Raw genomic sequence first — 19,537 nt, 5'->3', positions numbered from 1 at the left:
GTTTACCCCTTGTAGACCCATTTGTAGCCCACGCCGCGCAGGGTCTGGATATAGGTTTGACCGTCGGGATCCTCCAGCTTCTGCCGGAGATGGCGGATATGCACATCCACCGTGCGGGTCTCCCCGCAGTATTCATAGCCCCAGATCCGGTCCAGCAGCTGTTCCCGGGAGAACACCTTGCCCGGATTGGCGGAAAGGAACTTCAAAAGCTCAAACTCTTTCAAGGTGAGCTGGAGTTTGGCGTCACCGCGAAAAGCTTCGTAGGTGTCCTCATGGATTTTGAGGCAGCCGATGGTGCGCCGCTTACCCGCCTCGCCCTCCTCCTGGGCCGGGCGGTCCCAGCGCCGGAACATGGCCTTCACCCGGGCGGTCAGCTCCCGAACGCCGAAGGGCTTAACAATGTAGTCGTCGGCGCCCATCTCAAGGCCCACCACCTTGTCCACTTCCTCGCCCTTCGCGGTGAGCATAATGACCGGAATGGATTGGGTCCTCGGATTCTGCCGAAGCCGCCTGCAGACCTCCAGGCCGTCCATGCCCGGCAGCATAATATCCAGCAGCACCAGATCCGGCGCTTCAAAAGCCGCCTTTTGAAGGGCCTCCTCACCGCTTCCCGCCACCTCCACCCGGTAGCCCGCACTCTCCAGATTGAAGCGGATGAGCTCTTGAATGTTGACCTCGTCGTCCACCGCTAAAATCATCTGTCCCGCCATTTACGTCTCCCCTTTCAGCGCGATCATTGCCGCAAGACTGCCCGTTTTCCCCCGATCCCGCCGGTGGGAAAAGAAAAGCTCCCCCCGGCAGCGGGTGCATAGACCGGCGATGGTGATGTGCTCCGCCAAAAGCCCGCCGTCCATCAGGGCCCTGGCGTTTGCCCGCCACAGGTCCATATCGTAATGGCCGTTTTTCTTGTCCCGGACCAGCGCCGCCGAAAGGAGGCCCGCCTTCGCCATGGCGCCGTACACCGGTTCGTCCACCTCAAAGCAGCAGGGGCCAATACTGGGTCCGATGGCGGCGAGAATATTTTCCGGCTTTGAACCGTACCGCCGGGCCATGGCCTCCACCGCCCGCTGGGCGATGCGCTTCGCCGTGCCCCGCCATCCGGCATGAATGGCGGAAACTGCCTTTGCCGCCGGATCGAGCAGCAGGACCGGCACACAGTCCGCCGTGTGCTTGACCAGCGTAAGCCCGGAAAGGTCCGTGATCAGGGCGTCGGCCTTCTCCATGTTCTCCCGGTCCAGGACGCCCATGCCGCGGTCCGCTCCCTCAGGCGCCCACACCCTGTCCTCATGAACCTGCAGAGTGGAAACATAGCTGTCGAGGCTCACCCCCAGGACCTCCGCCATCCGCCGGTAGTTCTCCAGCACCCGCTCCGGCTCATCCTTCCTTGAAAAGCCGAAGTTGAGGCTCTCGCACTCGCCCTCGCTCACCCCGCCCAGCTTCGACGTGAAGGCGTGGGCAACAAGACCGGTCCTTTCGAAGCTTTCGGCGGTGAAATAGACGACGCCGTTCCTCTCCCGCCGGAGCAGTCCTTCGCGCCAGCTCATGACGGGTCCCTCAGGAGCTTATTCAGCTCCTCCATGAAGGTGTTGATGTCCTTGAACTGGCGGTACACCGAAGCGAAGCGCACATAGGCCACCTCATCCAGCTTTCTGAGACGCTCCATGATCATCTCGCCGATGACGGTGCTTTGCACCTCCTGTTCGCCGGCCTGGACCAGCTTGTGTTCGATCTCCTCCACCACGGTATCGATCTCCTCCAAGGCCACCGGGCGCTTTTCACAGGCCTTCATAAGGCCCCTTTTGATCTTCTCGGGATCAAAGGCCTCCCGGGTGCCGTCCTTTTTGACCACGAAGATGGGCAGAAGCTCCGCCACCCGCTCCAAAGTCGTGAACCTCCGGCCGCAGGCGATGCATTCCCTGCGCCGCCGGATCGCCTTGCCATCTCCCGCCGGCCGGGAATCCACCACCCGGCTGTCCTCGTGATCGCAGAAAGGGCACTTCATCCTAACGCCTCCTTGCTTGTCCCATCTGGCTTTTCTCTATTATACGGTCAAATGCCCGTCCCGTAAAGCTTTAGCAGCGGCGGGGCGTCCGTTTTTGATGGACCTCCACCAATATCACATCGTCACCAATCCGGCAGATGGAGCCCCAGGGCACCACCATCTCCTCGCCGCGGATGAGCCCAAAGAGCTTGCCCGGACCGGGCACCACGATGGATTCAATCTGGCCGTCCCGCTCGGAGAAGATCAGATCGTCCGTGTAGCCCAGCCGCTCGCCGGTGGAGACGTTGATGACCTCTTTTTTTTGAAAATCCGAAAAGCGCATGGTTTTGCCCCCTTCCCTACACCATTCTATGCGGGAAGGAACGTCCAACGTGTCAAAGGGCGCAAAAAAGGCCCACGCCTGACGGCGGAGCCTCAATATTCGTTCTTAAATATGCTTTCGCATCTGGCGCAGCGCGTTTTTCTCCAGCCGGGAGACCTGCGCCTGAGAGATCGAGATCTCGTCGGCCACCTCCATCTGGGTGCGGCCCTTGAAAAACCTGAGGTACAGAATGTACTTTTCCCGCTCGCTGAGCTTGCCCATGGCCTCCTTGAGGGCGATGCCCTCCAGCCAGGTCTCGTCCAGCGCCTTCTCGTCCTTCACCTGATCCATCACAAAGATGGCGTCGCCGCCGTCATGGTAGATGGGCTCATACAGCGACACCGGATCCTGAATGGCGTCCAGCGCCACCACCACGTCCTCCCTGGCCATATCGATGCGCTCAGCGATCTCCGCGATGGTGGGTTCCCGGTCCTTCTCGTTGGTGAGCGCCTCCCTGGCCTGCAGCGCCCGATAGGCCACATCCCGAAGGGAGCGGCTCACCCGGATGGCGTTGTTATCCCGGAGATACCGCCGGATCTCCCCGATGATCATGGGTACGGCGTAGGTGGAGAAGCGCACGTTTTGACTGAGGTCGAAGTTGTCAATGGCCTTGATAAGGCCGATGCAGCCCACCTGAAAAAGGTCGTCCATGGATTCGCCCCGGCCCGTGAAACGCTGAATCACACTGAGGACCAGCCTCAGATTGCCCCGGACAAATTCTTCCCTCGCCCCCTGGCTGCCCCGGTGAATCTCGCCAAAAAGTTCCCGCATCCGTTCGTTGGTAAGGACCGGGAGTTTGGAGGTGTCCACCCCGCAAATTTCCACTTTGTTGCTCATCATGTCCGCGCCCTCCGCTTCTTGTTTTTTCCTCACGGATAGGTTTGCCAACCCCGGAACTTTTATACCGGGCCAGGGACATGCTTCCGCCTTCTACAAAGTTAGACGATTTTTCCCAGATCTTTTTTCAGCCGCTTGATGATCCGTTTTTCCAGCCTCGAGATGTAGGACTGGGAGATGCCGAGCAGATCCGCGACCTCCTTCTGCGTCTTCTCAAGGCCCGTGCCGATGCCGAAGCGAAGCTCCATGATCTTCTTCTCCCTCGGCTGCAGCCGGGCGATGGCGCCGAGAAGCAGTTCCCGGTCCACCTCGTCCTCAATCAGCCGGGTGACCAGGTCGCTTTCCGTGCCCAAAACGTCGGATAAGAGCAGCTCGTTCCCGTCCCAATCCACGTTCAGCGGTTCGTCAAAGGAGACCTCCGCCTTGAGCTTGCTGCTGCGCCTCAGATGCATCAAGATCTCATTCTCGATGCAGCGGGAGGCGTAGGTGGCCAGCTTGATCTTCTTGGTCACGTCAAAGGTGTTCACCGCCTTGATGAGCCCAATCGTTCCAATGGAAATGAGATCCTCCACATTGACGCCGCTGTTGTCAAACTTTCTTGCAATGTACACCACCAGCCGGAGATTGCGTTCAATAAGCACGCTTTTGACCGCATCATCCCCGCCGCCAAGGCGGCCCAAAAGCCGGTGCTCCTCATCCAGGGTGAGGGGCGGCGGCAGCGCCTCCCCGCCGCTGATATAGTGAATGATCCGTTTCTTGATCACCCCCGCCCGGATCAATGCCTGAACCCATTTCAGCCGAAGACCCGTAAGTCCGCCATGCTTCATATCCTCATCCTCCTATCGCCCGCGTGCCGCCCGGCGGCACCACGGCGTCATATCCGCACTCCGGCGTGAAACCCGCGCCGGCAAAGCCCACGTAGGCCTCCTCCAGCACCAGCTCTTCACTGCCCACAACCTTAACATCCTTCACTTTGACACACCATAGATGCCCGCCTTCGCCCAGGCTCCGGAAGGGCACCAGGCGCACGCCCGCCGGCAGCGCTTCGTCCCCCGGCGCTTCGCCCCGCTCCAGGGCCGAAAACCATCCCGGCAGTTCCACGGCCTCCCGCCACACCACGATCACCGGCAGGCCGCTGATGGGCTCCGAAAGACAGTTGCCCGTATCCACCAGCCCCCGGATGACCACCGGCGCTCCAAAAAGTTTAAGCTCCACCCGGGCCACCTCGCCCTGGCCCCGGCGGCGGACGGCAGCGACCAGCCGCTGGATGCCAAAGGCGGCAAGGCCCGCCAGCGCCAGATAGAAGGCGTAGGGGCCGTCAACGTACAGCACGCCCCCCGCTATCTTCACCCCGCCGCTCATCAGAAAAGCCGCCGCGAAGGTGGCGCCGCCCATCAAAAAAGTGAAGCCATAAAAAATGGCCAGTCCCTTCAAAAGGGTTCGCACCGGCCTTCTGCCCAGGGCGAGAAACACCATCCCGCAGGAAAGCAGCACCTTGCCCAAAAGGCCAAGGACGCCCATCGCCGGCAGCATCAAGGCCGCCACCGAGGCCGCCGCGCCCAAAAATGCGGACAAAAAAAGCCGCCACCCCCGAATGCGCATCCCGGCGGCTTTCAGCGTCAGCAGCACAATCAGGGCGTTCACGGCCAGGTTCTCCAGCAGAACATCCTCCACATAGACCATGCCAAACCCTCCATGTGACCAACATTATAGTATATACGGGCCGGAAAACATGTAGAACAGCGTCGGGCATTTTCCGTCTATTGTGTGAGAAGGCTGTCGAAGCCCGCCAGCAGTGCGCTTCTTTGCCCGGGCAAAGCCCCATTTGGCGCCGCCGCGGAAACGTGTAAGGCCCAAAATAAAGCCGCCGGACAGCCCAAGGCCGCCCGGCGGAAGGTTTGGATGTATATGCTATAAGCTCATCAAACGGCGCGGAAACCCCGTCCGATAATTTCGTTGGAATTGGTCACAATGACAAAGGCGCCGGGATCGATCTCCCGCACCCGCCGCCGAAGCTTGGCGGCGTCGATCCGCGGGCACACCGTCATCAGCACGGTCTTTTCAAGGCCGGTGTATTCCCCCTTGGCCGCATAGCCGGTGACGCCCCGGTGAAGGTCGTTCATGATATATTCTGCGATGGCCTTCGGGCTGGAGGTAATGATGGTAAAGGCCTTGCAAAGATTGAGCGACTCGATCATATTGTCCACCAGGAAGGCCTTTGCAAAAAGCCCCAGCATGGAATAAAGCCCCGCCATGATCCCGGATACGAAAAAGTTTGAGCCGGCGATGAGAAAATCGGTGAACAGCAGCGCCCGGCCCACGTTGATATGCATGTTCTTTTTGAGAATCAGCGCCACGATATCGGTGCCTCCGGAGGATGCGTTGCAGTTGAAAATGATCGCCGAACCGATGCCGGTAAGCAGGATGGCGTAGACGAGCTCAAGGAAGGGTTGGTTGGTCAGCGGCCCCGCCAACGGAAGGAACCGCTCCATCAGCCAGGTCTCGGCGGAAAACATGAGCGAACAGTAAATGGTTTTGAGCCCGCATTCCCTGCCCAAAACCAGCACGCCCACCGCCAGCAGCAGCACGTTGATGGCCGTCATGTACTCCGCCTGCGTGAGTATCGGAAGTCCCTTGGCCAGCAAAATGGACAGACCGCTCACGCCGCCGGTTGCAAAACTGTTCGGCGTTTTGAAGAAATACACGCCCGCGGACAGCATCAAAATGCCAAGGTTGAGCATAAATGCGTATTTCAGCTTCTGCAAGGTCGTTTTCTGCATCTACAGCCCTTCTCGCTTTTCTACTTGGGAAATGCCGTGCCTATTATACCCACATTCCCGCAAAATATGCAAGAAAAAAATCACAAAGCAAGACGGGTGCAGGATTCAATCCTGCACCCGTCGTTTCATTCGAACAGCGTCATCTGGTCGGCTCGGTAAGGCAGTTGATAGTCCTGGATGATGGCGGGCATGGTCCAAATCAAGCCGCGCCGTTCACAGACCTCCTCAAAGGCCTCCTTCAGCCGGGACGCCTTGGGGGACAGACAGCTGTAACGTTCCCCATACTGGGCGACATACCGCTCCTTCAGCCCGGGCGCCATCCGGTCCAGGGCGTCATAGTACCACTGCCGCTGGTTCTGGCGCAGGGTCACGCCAAAATAGGCGTAGACAAACCGTGCGCCGCTGTCCGCCGCCCGGTTCACCACATCCGTCACGTTTTTTTCGCTGTCCTCCAGAAAGGGCAGCACCGGCATGAGCAGAACTCCCGTCCTGATCCCCGCCTTTGCCAGCGTCTCAAGGGCCGCAAAGCGCCGCGTGGGCGCGGGCGCGCCCGGTTCCACCTTGGCCGCCAGCGCTTCATCCGCCGTGGTCACCGTAAACTTTGCCAGTACGGGCGCCGTCCGCCGGATATCCTCCAGCACGTCCAGATCCCGGGCTATGAGATCGCTCTTGGTGCAGATGGCGGCCCCGAAGCCATAGGCATAAAGAAGCTCCAGGGCGTGACGGGTCAGCTGATGCTCCACTTCCAGGGGATTGTAAGGGTCGGACATGGCGCCGGTGGCAACCACACCCTTTCTTGTCTTGCGCCGAAGATCGTCCCGGATGAGCTCAAGGGCCCTCGCCTTGGCCCGCACCCGGTCAAAATCCTCGGTTCCGTAGCAGGCGCTGCGGGAGTCGCAGTAGATACACCCATGACAGCACCCCCGATAGATATTCATGTTGTAATCGGTGCCAAACCATGCCTTTGACTTATTTTTCGTCACCAGTGTCCTGGCCTCGATCCATTCCATGTCCCGCCCTATTTCCTCCAGCGCTTCAGCTGGGGAAAGAAGCTCTTCATGGCCTCCACAGCCGCTTCCTTCGTCATGCCGGGATTTCCCTCCGCCATGTGGGGCGCGCAGAACTCGATCATCTCCTCCATGGTCATTTCGCCAGTGAACTTACCCTTGTCATAGCAGTATTTGCAGTAATCCCCGCTCTTTTTGCCGTCGGCTTCGGTGCCCAGCAGCGTCTCCTCAAGCGGCATGCCACAGCTTTGACAGAATTTTTCCATTCGGATCATCTCCTTCGTTTTGATTCCATTCTACACCTCAATACCGGACACGATTTGTCCACTATTCGTAGTTTCTCATCATTTCCGCAATTTTATTGCGCAGCGTGCTGCGCACCCGCTCCGGCTCCAGCACCTTTGCTTTGTCCCCGAAGGAGAGCACATAGCCGTACAGCCAGTCATCCTCAGGGCAGGTCATCACCGCTTCAAAGCCATCCTTTGTTTTTTTGGCGCACTCCGGGCCAAACTCATCATAGACCCGGTAAGCCAGCTCCGGTGCAAAATGAAGCCGGAGGGTGACAAGGCATTGCGGATCCGGCGGCGCCGTCCCCAAATCCGGCGGCAGTTCCCGCGCAAAGCGTCCCTCCAGCAGTTCCAGATTCCGAATGCGGGTGAGTTTAAACAGCCGGTAACCCTCCCGGGTCCGGCAGTAAGCCTTGAGGTACCAGGCGCGGTCCTTGTACCAAAGCTGCAGAGGTTCCGCTTCCCGACGCATGTGTTCCCCCATGGCGCTGTAATAGTCAAAAGCCACCGGATGTTTTTCCAGAACCGCGTTCTTCAGGCCGTCAAAAACCGCCTTCCCACCGCCGCCCCAGCGGCTGAAGTCCACCTCAATCCAGCCGGGGCCCTCCCGCCGGAACAGAGCCCGGAGTTTTTGCAGGGTGGCGTCCCTGGGCAGGCTCACGGCGGCGAGGCTCTCCACCGCCATCATGATTTCGTTTTGTTCCCGTTCGGACAGCAGGGACCGGTTCAACACGAAGTTCTCCGTCAGCTGGATGCCCCCGCCCTTGCCCCGTACGGCATAGATGGGTACGCCCGCGGCGCTCAGCCGGTCCACGTCCCGGTAGATGGTCTTCTCCGAAACCTCGAAGCGCCGGGCCAGATCGGCGGCGGTGGCGCTCTTTTCGTCCAACAGGATGTAGACGATCTCAAACAGACGGTCCATCATCAAAATCACCTCTAAAAAACAATACCACAATCACCGAAGTGATCGTGGTATTGACATACTCAAATCAGCGCTTGGGAGGACGGCGCAGGAAGGTGGGAATATCCGTCTCATCTTCCCCATCGAAAAGCTGCTTGGCGAAGGCATCCCGGTCAAAGCTGGCGGTACTGCCGCTGCCGGTGCTGTTCTCGCTGCGGTCCATCATCCACCAGGGATCGGCCATCTCCACCCGGCGGGGCTCCTCACGGGGCTCCTGGGGGGCTTCAGGCACATCCACGCTGGCCTGCCGGGGAGCTTCCTCGGCTCTCGGCGCTTCCTTATCCTTCTTGACCCGCTCGCCACGCTCAAAGCCGGTAGCGATAACGGTGATGCGGATTTCGTCGCCCAGCGTCTCGTCCACGCCGGCGCCGAAGATGATGTTGGCCTCCTCGTCGGCAGCCTGGGTGATCATCTGCGCGCCCTCGTTCACATCGATAAGGCCCAGCTCCTTGCCGCCAGTCACATTGATGATCACGCCGGTGGCGCCATTGATGGAGGTCTCCAGCAAGGGCGAAGAAATGGCCTGTTTGGCGGCTTCGGTCATGGCGTTCTCGCCGCTGCCGTAGCCGATGCCCATATGGGCCATGCCCTTGTCCTCCATGACGGATTTGACGTCGGCAAAGTCCAGATTGATGAGGCTGGGAACGGCGATCAAATCGGAAATACCCTGAATACCCTGGCGGAGCACGTCGTCCGCCATGCGGAAGGCGTCCACCAGGGTTGTCCCCTTGCCCACCACGGAGAGCAGCCGCTCATTGGGAATGGTCACCAGGGAATCAACCTTCTGCTTGAGCTTTTCAATGCCGGTTTCGGCATTCTTCATGCGCTGGCGGCCTTCAAAGGAGAAAGGCTTGGTCACAACGCCGATGGTCAGGATGCCCAGCTCCCGGGCAGCCTCCGCAACCACTGGAGCCGCGCCCGTACCGGTGCCGCCGCCCATGCCGGCGGTCACGAACACCAGGTCCGCGCCCTTGAGGTTCTGCATGATTTCCTCGCGGCTTTCCTCGGCGGCCTTCGCACCCACCTCGGGGTTTGCACCGGCGCCCAGACCCTTGGTCACCTTGGCGCCAATCTGCACCCGCTGGTTGGCCTTGGACAGGGCCAAAGCCTGACTGTCGGTGTTGACAGCAATAAATTCCACACCCCTCAGCCCATGCAAAATCATGCGGTTGATGGCGTTGTTTCCAGCGCCGCCCACACCCACAACTTTGATTTGGGCCAAGGTGCCCGAATCGACATCAAATTCTAACACTGGCTCTTCCTCCTATTCAAAAAAGAAGTCACTGATCTTCTTAAATGCACCCTTGACACCCTTCATCACCGTAGGACTGTTGTTCTCCGGCTGCTCGGGATCGATGAGGGACAAATCCACTGTACCGAGGGCGCCCGCATAGACGGGCGAATTCATGTGAGCGGATTTGGGGGTGAGCACCCGAACGGGATGATCGAGTGCATTGGTCATAAACTCTCTTGCGCCGCGCATCAGGCCAATGCCTCCGCCGGCCATGTACACCATGGTCCGCTGAGGGATCCTGGCGTCCTTGCGTCTTAATATGTTCTTCACTGAGGCCGCAATCTCCTCCACGCGGCACTCAATAACATGCTGAATAAAATTGTCGGATACGCGGACAATTTTGCCCTGAATCTCCACTTCCATGCCGCCCATGTCGTCGGCCGCGGTGTCCAGGCCGAAAACGTGGCGCCGCTTGATCACTTCCGACTGCTCCACACTGAGCCTGAAGGCGCAGGAAAGATCGGAGGTGATATGCGCGCCGCCAAGGGGAATACTCTCATGCAAAATGATGCCGTCCCCTTTGAAGACAGTCACGTCCGTATTGTAGTATCCGATATCAAGCAGGATGGCGGTCTTGTCCCGCTCCTCGGCCTCGATGAGCATCAGCCCTTCGCCAAGGCAGGTGGCAATAAAGCCCTTGACGCTGTAGCCCTCCGCTTCAGCCAGCTCCTGCATGTCCTCCATGAATTCGCCGTTGGCCATGACAAAGGAGATCACGCCGTTCATCTTCTTGGCCTTGCTGCCCACGGGATCCACGATCATCTTGGGGTTGTCGTCCAGCTTGAAGTAGCAGGGCACCCGATGAATGACCATCCAATCCAGGGGCTTGTCGAATTCCTCCGCCCTCAGGATCAGCTCGTCCACATTGTGGGTCTCGATGCGCTTGTCCTTGTCGCTGAGAAAGACCTCCTGCTGTGCGGTAAAGGATTTGATAAAACATCCGGGCACACCAATATAGAGCTCCTTCACCTTGTGATGGGCCTGGTTCTCCGCTTCATGCAGGGCTTTGGCCATGGCCTCCTGCAAATTGGCGGGGTCCAGAATCACGCCGCGGCGGATCCCCCGATGGGACTGGCTGTTCCAGCCCAATATATCAAACTCACCATTGGCTTTACCTTCAGCAATAATCGCAACGACTTTGGACGTCCCGATTTCGACGGCCGCAGCCACATGTCTCATAAGCACTCATTCCTTTCGATAAGGGTTGTCCTTTATCGAAACAATCCTCCATTTAAAGCTATATTATGAATTATAGCAGAGTCTTCCGAAAGAATAAACCTTTTTTTGCATTTATTTGGCCTGTTCACAGCTTATTTACACCTGTTTTTTCGGATTTTTTTATGGAAGCGCGCCACAGCGCCTCATAATTATGAAAAACTTTCCATGTAAGCGCCGTCCATACGGCCAAATATAGGGGCAGGTCCATTCGCTCGCCCCAAAAAGTGATGAGAAGCGCCAGCGCGGTTTCCGTCAGAAATCTCCAAAATATCGGCCAGCTCATCCGCGCCTTCAGCCAAAGGGGAATATGGCCAAGGATGACCAGCACCAGACTGATCACATAGGCCTCGCTTCCCGCGGGAAGCCCCACCGGCAGAAAATACTGCAAAGCGGCGCCTGCCGCCAAGCCCAAAATGACATAGAGCATCGTTATTCCTCCTTGATGGCCGCCGCTTTGGCGTAGCTGTACTTCATGGGGCTCTTGAAGCCCTTCACCTCCACCGTGCCCGCCGCCTCGTAGGTGAAGGCGAGGCCATAGGCGGAGAACTCCTGATAGATGCCAAGGGCCTCATCGCTGCCGGTGATAGCCCTTACCAGCGCCTCGGGATCGCCGATGGCCCGAATGGTGAAGGGCGGGGTCAGAATCTGATCCCACACGTCGATAGCCGGGCCGCCGCAGCGGATCTTGGTGCGGCTTAAAATGCGCACGTCGTTGATGGACACGCATTCCGCACCGCCGTCCACCAGGACGTTCACCAGCCGCTTCAGGTCCTCATCGTGCACCACATAGTTGTTGTAGTTCACCGATCCTCCCTCCGGCACAAGGCCCCTGGGCGCGTCGGAAAGGGTGATCACGATGCCCGGTCCCCGCATGTCCGTAAGGCCGGCAAAGGGAGCAACGGCCCGAAGCTTCTCCATCAGCGGCGCGAGCGCGCCGTCCTCAGCTTCCGCATCCCGCTTAAATCCTTCCAGTCTGTCGGCCAGCTCATCCCGCTGGCGGGTAAGCTCCCCATTCTCCTGGTTCAGCCGATCCAGCTCCCGCTGGAGCAGTGCTTCATCGGAATTTGCGGCCGGCCCCGACAGGCTCTGGGCAAGAAAAAAGCCCGCCACTATGCTCAACAGTCCCGCGGCAAGCCTTTTCATGGCGTTGCCACCGGCTGAGCATAGTAGAAGGCCAGGGTACCCGAATAGGCCGGAATCTCCAGCCCGTCCACCTGGGTAATCTTAAGTTCATAAAAGGGTTCAAAGGTGTCCTTGATGCCGCCTAAGAGCATCAGCGAAGCGCTCAGCGTTTCCGGGTTGCCCACCGCCTCGATGGTGTAAGGCACGTTTGTGGCCCGGCGATTGATGTTGATATAACTGCCCGCCGTGCGGATCTCGCTTGTGGCCACGATGCGTTCGCCGTTGATGGCGATGGCTTCCGCGCCGCTGGCATTGAGCTCGTTGATGATGCGAAGCAGCTCGCCGTCCGACAGGGCACGCACCGCCTGCCGACTGCCCTCGGCATCGGACACGTAGCGGGCATCCAGCTCAATACGGATGCCCGGCCCGGTAAGGGGCACCAGGCCCGCCTCCATGCGGGCCGCGGCAAGCTCCTCGGCAAGCTCAGCGGCCACCGTATCCGAGGCCGCACTCGTCTTCTCGTATTCATCCAGCTTCTCCTGAAGCTGGCTCACCTGGTCCCCCAGCGTTCGGTTCTCGTCCAACAACTGGGAGAGCGTTTGGTTCTCGTTTGTCGCCACCTCCCCGCCCTTCGCCGGGGTCAGTGCGAGGGCAAAGCCAATGAGCAGGCTCGCGGTCACGATGAGTAGGGGCCGCCCGTATTTCATCCTATTTCCTCCCTGATTCCAGGCGGCGGCGTCCCTTATTCCTCCTTGGGACCGGTGGTGGGAACCGCGGCGCCCTGGGGTGCGGAAGGATCGGGCCTTGGCGTATCAAGGGACATGGGCGAACTCTTTGGCATGTAGCTGGCGTTGCTGTCGGGGGCGCGCACGTCCAGCGTGCCGCCGGCAAGATTGTTTTCCTTGAGATAGGTCAGCGTCTTTTCCAGCCAGGCCATCTTCTTGTCCCAGTTCTCGTCCTGGCCCAGCTCCACCCGGGTGCCCTCAGCCGTAACAAGCGCGAGGGCCTGGGTGTCTCTCACGTCCACCGACGCCAGATCGCCTTTGATGGGGCTCTCCAGAATGTGATCGAAAATGGACAGCAGCACGTGCACCTGATAGGTGTCGGCACACTGGACCTGTTCCTTCACCTGAACGCTCACAGGGTCCAATCCTTCTATAAGAAGATATTGCCCAACTGGCGGCTGATTAAACACCTCCAGCACAAGTCCCCCGCCGTCGATCAGCACATAGCCGGTGCCATAGGGAAAATAAGCCGCACCCTGACGCTCCGTGATCTCGATCTGCACCGTCGAAGGCAGCTTGCGGCTGATTTTCTTCACCACGAGATAGGGATTGGACTCAATGTTGGTCCTCGCGGCCTTGAGGTCGGCCTTGAAGATATTCTGGCCCAAAGGAATGCCGGCCATCTCCACCACCGCGTCCTCGCTGTACTTTGTAAGGCCCGTGACCGTCACGGCCTTCACATCAAAAACGCCGCAGCCGATGGCCACCGCCAGGCCGATGATCAGCAAGAGCGAAACCACAATCACATAGAATCTCGGTTTAACCCGTCTTTTGTAAGCCAAATGGATTTCCTCCTAAATCCTTCGTATATCCGCGCCCAGTGTGCGCAGATCCTCCACCAGCCGTTCGTAGCCGCGGTCGATGTAATGCACGCCCTCCACGGTCGTCTCGCCCTCCGCCCGAAGGCCTGCCAGCACCAGCGCCGCGCCCGCCCGAAGGTCTCTTGCGCACACGGTGGTCCCGGACAGCCGGGAAACACCCCGAACCAGAGCCAGCCGGTCCTTGATGGTGATGTCCGCGCCCATGCGGTTGAGCTCCGCCGCATGCTTGAAACGATTCTCAAAGACATTTTCCACCACGATGCTGGTGCCGTCAGCCACGCACAAAACGGACATGAGCTGAGCCTGCATGTCGGTGGGGAAGCCGGGATAGGGCAGGGTTTCCAGACGGTTGACCGCCCTTGGCCGTGCAAGACCCGATACCCGGAGCGTGCGCCCGGCGCGCTCCACCCTGCAGCCGGTGTCCCGAAGCTTGGCCGCAATGGCAAAGACGTGCTCATAGACCACGTTCTCCAGCAGCACATCGCCGCCGGTGATGGCCGCGGCCGCCATATAGGTGCCCGCCACGATCCGGTCGGGGATGACCTGGTATTCCACACCCTGGAGGCGGGATACGCCCTCCACCACGATGTTGCTGCTCCCCGCGCCCCGGACCCGGCCGCCCATGGCGTTGATGAAGTTCATCAGATCCACGATCTCCGGCTCCCGGGCGGCGTTGTGAATGGTAGTGGTGCCCTTGGCGAGAACCGCCGCCATCATGATGTTCTCCGTGGCGCCCACGCTGGGATAGTCGAGATGCACCTCGCCGCCGATGAGCCCATGCTCGCACGTGAGCTCCGCCATCCCCTCGTCCAGTTTGGCGCCCAGCGCCATCAGGCCTTTGATATGTAGGTCGATGGGCCTTAGACCAATTTCACAGCCACCGGGCTGTGCAACAAAGTGGATACTTCAGATGTTATCCCATCTCATGCCATCCGTCAAACTTTCCTTGAACCAAAAAACCACGCCGCCCTCCCGGCTCACCTGCCGGGCCAGTTCCTCGGGAAGCACGCCCCCGGCCAGCTCCCCGGGCAGGAAATAAACGGCCTCAAGATGCCGGGCCAGCTGCCGGGTGAAGGGAATCTCGGACCGGCCCGCCGCCTCCCCCAGAATACGCAGAAAATGAGCCGTCATGGCGGCCAGCTCCGATTCGGCGAGGAAATGGCGCAGGCAGCCGCCGTCCTCCTTCAGCGCCCCCTCCCGGTGATAGGTCCCGCACAAGAAACCGCCCCTGCCCCGCACCAAGGGCTTGCCGCACCGGCCGCACCGCACAAGCCCGCTGTAGAGGCTGGGACTATGCTTGCCGCCGCCCCGGCACTTCAGCGCCGCCGCCCTATGGAAGAGCTCCTCGGAAACGATGGCCTCGTGGTGGTTGGGCAGTACGATCCATTCCTCCCGGGGCCGGGACACGGTGCGGGCGCTCTTGAAGCTGCGCTTCATGGTTTTGCCGTGGATCATGGTGCCGGTATAGACCTCGTTGCCGAGGATGCGGTAGATGTGCTGGGGCGTCCAATGCTCCGCCGCCGGCCGTTCCCCCGGCACCATGGAGGGCGTGGGCACCCGTGCTCCGTTCAGCCTCCCCACGATTTCCCGGACGGAACGGCCCTCGGTGAAGTCCCGGAAGACTTCCCGCACCACCCGTGCCTCTTCCTCACGGATTTGAAGCCCGCTCTCCGTCTTTTCATAGCCGTAGGGCGCCCGGATAATGAGCTCCCCCGCCTCCATCTTGTGGCGCATCACCCGCCGGATCTTCTCGCTGTCCTCCCGGGCCCGCCGCTCGTTGAACCAGGCCATCAGGCCAAACAGATCTTCCCGGAAATCCTCGCTTTCAAAAAGAAGCTCCACCCCCAGCTCCTGCGCCAGCTCCACAAACCGCAGGCTCTCCATCTGGTTTCGCCCCAGCCGGGAGGCGTCCTTGAAGACCACCACATCCACCTCGCCCGCCTCCATCCTGGCCTCGAGATCGGCCAGCCGCTCGAAGCGGGTTCCGCTCACATTGTTATCCAAAATGATGTCCACGATATTGCTCAGGCCCCGTCTCGCGCAGAACCGCACCAGCATATCCCGCTGGGTCTCGATGCGTTCCCGATGCTCGCCGAAATCGTCCCGGCTTTCCCGGCAGTAGATCACCACCCGTCTATCGTCCATGGCCGGCCTTCACGATCTTATCCATCTTTTGGGCGGTGGCTTTGGCCGGCTTCGTCGATAAAAAATAAAAAGGCGTGCCTTTCGGCCCTTTGCCCAGGGCCACGCATTGGTAAAAACCGTCCTTTTTCGTTGAAATCCCCCCTTCATCAAAATTTATGAAGGGAATGGAGCCATTTATAACCTTCTCTACTTTGCCGCCTTTCGGGCACACTAGATTTGAAATCATGAAAAGGAGGAAGATCCTATGCAGGCCAACAAAGCGATTCAGTGCACGGTTCAGCAGTGCTCGTTCCACTGCGGTCACCAGAACTTCTGCTCCCTGGACAGCATCCTCGTGGGAACTCATGAGCAGAACCCGACCGTTGTGGAATGCACCGACTGCAAGTCCTTCCGTCGGAAGTGATTCAAATAAAGGGAAGCGCATGCGCTTCCCTTTATTTTTTGTTCATCATGGCACAAGGCGCCCGGCCCCGCTTCAGCCCTCCCGAGCCAGCCGGAATTTGTCCGGGCTGATGTGGCAGTAACCGCCCGGGTTCTTGTCCAAGTATTTTTGATGATACGCCTCCGCCGGAGCATAGTTCTTTAGGGGCAGCACCTCTACGGCGATGGGTCTTTGAAATTCGGGGCCCCTTTGTTCAATGAAGCGGCGGGCCTCCTCCAAGTCCTTGGGATCCGTTGCGTAGATCCCCGTTCTGTACTGGCTGCCCCGGTCCCCGCCCTGACGGTTCATGCTGGTGGGATCGATGGCCATAAAGTAGAGCTCCAGCAGCCTTTTGAGGCTCAGTCTCTCGGGGTCATAGCGAACCCGCACCGTTTCCGCATGGCCGGTGTTCTCATGGCAGACCTCCTCATAGGTGGGGTTTAAACTCCGTCCGTTGGCGTAGCCCGCCTGGGTTTCAAGAACGCCCGGAATGCCGCTCAGATACTTTTCAAGACCCCAGAAGCATCCGCCCGCCAGATAAATTTCCTTCAAAATGGATCCTCTCCTTCCCTGCCCCTAGTTTTCCCGGGAAAAGCGGGGAAGATGTGTCCATAAATTATCCCAGCCACCAGGATAGGTAAAGTCCACCCTGCCAAAGCGGGCCAGGATGGGCCCCAGCATGAAGATGGAGGATCGCATCTTGATGGCGACATCCTCGGGAATGCTGTGGCGGTTCGCCGCTGAGGAATCGATCGTGACCTCGCCCGCATGATAGGTGACCCGGCATCCAAGGGCCCGCAGAATATCGAGCATGTATTGGACGTCGGTCAAATCCGGGCACTCCAAGATGGTGACTTGCTTTTCGGTAAGAATGCTGGCAGCCAAAATGGGAAGCACCGCATTCTTGGCACCGTGAATGCCGACGCTCCCTCCAAGCTTTTTGCCGCCATGAATCAATAAACTGGCCATAGCCGCACCTCCCTGCGCTCCAATACTACCATTGTATGCGCTTGCAGGTCCTGCGGTGCTAGATGGGCTTTGTGCTTTTGGATATGTTCATCAAAACGCCGATAGCCGCCATGGACATGGCCAGGCTGGAACCGCCGGCGCTGATAAAGGGCAGCGGCAGTCCGGTGGGCGGCATGGAGCCGGTCACCACCAGGATATTGATGATCACCTGGATGGCGATGTTAAGGGTGATGCCCGCCGCGACCAGGCTTCCAAAACGGTCCGGACAGGCAAAGGCAACCTTCATGCCCCGCCAGATGAGAAGCCCGAACACGGCGATCAGGGCCACGCAGCCGATGAACCCCAGCTCCTCCCCGATGATGGAGAAGATGAAATCCGACTCGGCAAAGGTCAAAAAGGCGTACTTCTGGCGGCTGGCGCCAAGACCCACCCCAAAGAGCCCGCCGTTTCCAAGGGCGTACAGGGACTGAATGATCTGCCAGCCCGTGTCCAGCGGATCGGCCCAGGGATCAAGAAAGGCGAGATACCGCGCCCTGCGGTAGGGCTCGGCCAGCATGAGGCCGAAAGCGCCCGCACCGCCCACCAGCGCCATAAGCGCAAGGTGCTTGATCTTTGCGCCGCCAAGGTAGAGCATGAACAAAAGCAGCAGCACAAAGGTCATGGCCATGCTCATGTTGGGCTGGATGAGCACCATGCCCGCATACACGCCCACCACGATGGTCACGGGCAGAATGCCCTTTTTGAAGGAACCCATCACATCCTTCTTTTCCGTGAGGTATTTGGCCACAAACAGCACGATGGCCAGCTTTGCCACCTCCGATGGTTGAACGCTCATGCCAAGATTGATCCAGCGCCTGGCACCGTAAGATTCAATGCCAAGGGGCGTATAGATGAGAAGAAGCAGCACCAGGGACACGATAAGGCCCAGCGGCACAAGCCTCTCCAGCTTTTTATAGGGGAACCGGGACATGAAAAACATGGCGACGAAGCCTACCGCAGCCCCCACGATCTGCTTTTTAAAGTAGGACATGCTGTCGCCGCCCTTGCCCGCCATATAGTAGCTTGCCGAATACACCATGATGATGCCGAAGGCCACCAGAAGGATGGTCAGCACCAGGATGCTGTAGTCCAGAGGTTTGGATTTGATTTTCTTATTCATGCACTCATTCCTTCAACTGTCCGACCAAGAATTTGAAGATTTCTCCCCGCTCTTCGTAGCTTGTGAACATGTCGAAGCTGGCGCAGGCGGGCGAGAGCAAAACGTTCTCCCCGGGGCCTGCCATCTCCGCTGCCTTCCTCAGTGCATCCTCCAGGCTTTCCGCCCGGACCGCCGGCTCATAACCCAGTCTTTTTGCCGTATCCATCAGCTGCTCCGCGGTGGCGCCCAGCGTCACCATGGCCTTGATGGGACGACCTCTGAAGGATTCGATAAAGGGCGTAAAGTCGGTCTTTTTATCGTAGCCCCCGGCGATGATAACGGTGGGCCGATCCATGGTTTGGACCGCCTTGATGGACGAGTCCACGTTGGTGCCCTTGGAATCGTTGATGTAGCGAACGCCCTTCACTTCCCGCACGAATTCGATGCGGTGCTCCACGCCCCTGAACTCCCGAAGGCCCCCGGCAATGGCTTCGCTGCCGATGCCCACCGCTTTCGCCATGGCCACAGCGGCCAGGGCGTTTTCCAGGTTGTGGGGTCCGGGGATGAAAACTTCACCCGCCGCCAGAATATCCTCCTCCCGGCCGTCCCTCCTGAAGACGATGCGTCCATCCTTCACATAGGCGCCTTGCTCCACGAAATGGGTGCGGCTGAACAGGTATATCTTCGCGGCCGTACGCTTCGCCATCTCCAGCACCGCCGGATCGTCAGCGTTCAGAATAAGGGCATCCTCCGGCCCCTGGTTCTCGAAGATCCGGGCCTTCATGCGGATGTAAGTGGCCATATCGCCGTGGCGGTTCAGGTGGTCCTCGGTAACGTTCAAAATGGCGGCGACCTTTGGATGAAAGGCATGAATCGACTCCAGCTGAAAGCTGGAAACTTCCACGACAGCCCAGTCCTCCCCGGTGAGTCCAGGCGCTTCCTGCGTGATGGGTGTTCCCACGTTGCCCACCACCGGCGCTTTAAGCCCCGCCCGCTTTAAAATATCCCCCAGCAGGGACACAGTGGTGGTTTTGCCATTGGTGCCCGTAAGCGCCATGACCGATGCTTTGCAAAGAAGATAGCCCAGCTCCAGTTCGCCCAGCACCTCGAGGCCCAGCTCCTTCGCCCTTATCACAAAGGGCGCGTCGATGGGTACGCCCGGGCTGATAACCAAAGCATCCACCCGCGGCAGCAGGTCCATCGGCTCCTGCCCCAACGCGAAATGGATGCCATCTTTTCGCAAACTATCCAGTTCGCCGCCGAAGGCTTCCTCGGTGCGGCGGTCGTTCACATAGACCTCAGCCCCCTTGTTCCAGAGAGCCAGAGCCGCGGAGACGCCGCTTCTCGCCATACCCACCACCAAATACCTACGATTCCAATCCATAATCT

23 protein-coding genes and 1 pseudogene are annotated in these 19,537 nt (G+C 59.3%); 1 reads left to right on the top strand and 23 read right to left on the bottom strand.

The annotated features are described in order from the left end of the window. Positions 1-2: 2 nt before the first annotated feature. The 19 genes from H8696_RS03340 to H8696_RS03250 form a co-directional block, all read right to left on the bottom strand. Complete coding sequence (locus H8696_RS03340) at positions 3-710, bottom strand: response regulator (RefSeq protein WP_249314912.1); 708 nt, start codon at positions 708-710, stop codon at positions 3-5. Beyond that, complete coding sequence (gene pgeF, locus H8696_RS03335) at positions 711-1,544, bottom strand: peptidoglycan editing factor PgeF (protein ID WP_249314911.1); 834 nt, start codon at positions 1,542-1,544, stop codon at positions 711-713. After that, a complete protein-coding gene (gene nrdR / locus H8696_RS03330) occupies positions 1,541-2,002 on the bottom strand; it encodes a transcriptional regulator NrdR (RefSeq protein ID WP_249314909.1) in 462 nt (153 codons plus the stop codon). Before nrdR ends, pgeF begins: the two co-directional genes overlap by 4 nt. A gap of 70 nt (positions 2,003-2,072) precedes the next feature. Beyond that, entirely contained in the window at positions 2,073-2,324 is a 252-nt protein-coding gene (locus tag H8696_RS03325; RefSeq protein ID WP_249314907.1) for a YlmC/YmxH family sporulation protein, read from the bottom strand. A 105-nt stretch (positions 2,325-2,429) separates the two neighbouring features. Continuing rightward, positions 2,430-3,203 carry an RNA polymerase sporulation sigma factor SigG gene (gene sigG / locus H8696_RS03320; RefSeq protein WP_249314906.1) on the bottom strand — a complete coding sequence of 258 codons (774 nt, stop codon included), beginning with the start codon at positions 3,201-3,203 and terminating at the stop codon, positions 2,430-2,432. A 98-nt stretch (positions 3,204-3,301) separates the two neighbouring features. Beyond that, positions 3,302-4,027, bottom strand: a complete 726-nt coding sequence (sigE, locus tag H8696_RS03315; protein ID WP_249314905.1) for an RNA polymerase sporulation sigma factor SigE — start codon at positions 4,025-4,027, stop codon at positions 3,302-3,304. A 4-nt stretch (positions 4,028-4,031) separates the two neighbouring features. Beyond that, positions 4,032-4,883: a sigma-E processing peptidase SpoIIGA gene (locus H8696_RS03310; protein WP_249314903.1), complete on the bottom strand. Its 852-nt coding sequence runs from the start codon at positions 4,881-4,883 to the stop codon at positions 4,032-4,034. 239 nt (positions 4,884-5,122) lie between these two features. After that, a complete protein-coding gene (locus H8696_RS03305) occupies positions 5,123-5,980 on the bottom strand; it encodes a YitT family protein (protein ID WP_249314901.1) in 858 nt (285 codons plus the stop codon). Between the two features lie 125 nt (positions 5,981-6,105). Then, positions 6,106-6,990 carry an SPL family radical SAM protein gene (locus H8696_RS03300; protein WP_249314899.1) on the bottom strand — a complete coding sequence of 295 codons (885 nt, stop codon included), beginning with the start codon at positions 6,988-6,990 and terminating at the stop codon, positions 6,106-6,108. 8 nt (positions 6,991-6,998) lie between these two features. Then, a complete protein-coding gene (locus tag H8696_RS03295) occupies positions 6,999-7,253 on the bottom strand; it encodes a zinc ribbon domain-containing protein (RefSeq protein WP_249314898.1) in 255 nt (84 codons plus the stop codon). A 61-nt stretch (positions 7,254-7,314) separates the two neighbouring features. Then, the gene (locus tag H8696_RS03290) at positions 7,315-8,199 is read right to left on the bottom strand and encodes a helix-turn-helix transcriptional regulator (RefSeq protein ID WP_249314896.1); all 885 of its coding nucleotides are present in this window, start codon (positions 8,197-8,199) and stop codon (positions 7,315-7,317) included. 64 nt (positions 8,200-8,263) lie between these two features. Further along, positions 8,264-9,487, bottom strand: coding sequence for a cell division protein FtsZ (gene ftsZ, locus H8696_RS03285; protein WP_249314894.1), 1,224 nt, complete (start codon positions 9,485-9,487; stop codon positions 8,264-8,266). 12 nt (positions 9,488-9,499) lie between these two features. Next, positions 9,500-10,708 (bottom strand): cell division protein FtsA, encoded by a 1,209-nt coding sequence (gene ftsA, locus H8696_RS03280; RefSeq protein ID WP_249314893.1) that lies wholly within the window; start codon positions 10,706-10,708, stop codon positions 9,500-9,502. A gap of 124 nt (positions 10,709-10,832) precedes the next feature. Next, complete coding sequence (locus H8696_RS03275; protein WP_249314890.1) at positions 10,833-11,174, bottom strand: DUF1290 domain-containing protein; 342 nt, start codon at positions 11,172-11,174, stop codon at positions 10,833-10,835. 2 nt (positions 11,175-11,176) lie between these two features. Continuing rightward, a complete protein-coding gene (locus H8696_RS03270) occupies positions 11,177-11,890 on the bottom strand; it encodes a DUF881 domain-containing protein (RefSeq protein WP_249314889.1) in 714 nt (237 codons plus the stop codon). Further along, positions 11,887-12,576, bottom strand: coding sequence for a DUF881 domain-containing protein (locus H8696_RS03265; protein ID WP_249314887.1), 690 nt, complete (start codon positions 12,574-12,576; stop codon positions 11,887-11,889). Before H8696_RS03265 ends, H8696_RS03270 begins: the two co-directional genes overlap by 4 nt. A gap of 35 nt (positions 12,577-12,611) precedes the next feature. Continuing rightward, on the bottom strand, positions 12,612-13,436 hold the full coding sequence (locus H8696_RS03260; RefSeq protein ID WP_249314886.1) for a cell division protein FtsQ/DivIB: 825 nt from the start codon (positions 13,434-13,436) through the stop codon (positions 12,612-12,614). Positions 13,437-13,448: 12 nt separating this feature from the next. Then, positions 13,449-14,378: a UDP-N-acetylglucosamine 1-carboxyvinyltransferase gene (gene murA, locus H8696_RS03255; protein WP_330605371.1), complete on the bottom strand. Its 930-nt coding sequence runs from the start codon at positions 14,376-14,378 to the stop codon at positions 13,449-13,451. A 3-nt stretch (positions 14,379-14,381) separates the two neighbouring features. Next, positions 14,382-15,620, bottom strand: a complete 1,239-nt coding sequence (locus tag H8696_RS03250) for a recombinase family protein (protein WP_249314885.1) — start codon at positions 15,618-15,620, stop codon at positions 14,382-14,384. 244 nt (positions 15,621-15,864) lie between these two features. On the opposite strand from H8696_RS03250, the gene H8696_RS03245 reads away from it, so the two are divergent. Beyond that, positions 15,865-16,023, top strand: coding sequence for a DUF1540 domain-containing protein (locus H8696_RS03245; RefSeq protein WP_249314883.1), 159 nt, complete (start codon positions 15,865-15,867; stop codon positions 16,021-16,023). Between the two features lie 78 nt (positions 16,024-16,101). On the opposite strand, the pseudogene msrA reads toward H8696_RS03245, so the two are convergent. From msrA to murD, 4 genes and pseudogenes are all read right to left on the bottom strand, one after another. Next, positions 16,102-16,593 (bottom strand): annotated as a pseudogene (gene msrA / locus H8696_RS03240) (peptide-methionine (S)-S-oxide reductase MsrA); the annotation flags it as partial. Between the two features lie 24 nt (positions 16,594-16,617). After that, entirely contained in the window at positions 16,618-17,010 is a 393-nt protein-coding gene (locus H8696_RS03235; protein WP_249314879.1) for a UDP-N-acetylglucosamine 1-carboxyvinyltransferase, read from the bottom strand. Positions 17,011-17,068: 58 nt separating this feature from the next. After that, positions 17,069-18,169 carry a putative lipid II flippase FtsW gene (gene ftsW, locus H8696_RS03230; RefSeq protein ID WP_249314877.1) on the bottom strand — a complete coding sequence of 367 codons (1,101 nt, stop codon included), beginning with the start codon at positions 18,167-18,169 and terminating at the stop codon, positions 17,069-17,071. 4 nt (positions 18,170-18,173) lie between these two features. Further along, the gene (murD, locus tag H8696_RS03225; RefSeq protein WP_249314875.1) at positions 18,174-19,532 is read right to left on the bottom strand and encodes a UDP-N-acetylmuramoyl-L-alanine--D-glutamate ligase; all 1,359 of its coding nucleotides are present in this window, start codon (positions 19,530-19,532) and stop codon (positions 18,174-18,176) included. Positions 19,533-19,537: the final 5 nt, after the last annotated feature.

This window comes from Gehongia tenuis, from assembly GCF_014384795.1.
Classification (GTDB): Bacteria; Bacillota; Clostridia; order Christensenellales; family NSJ-53; genus Gehongia; species Gehongia tenuis.
This window is presented reverse-complemented; position numbering and strand designations above follow the sequence as displayed.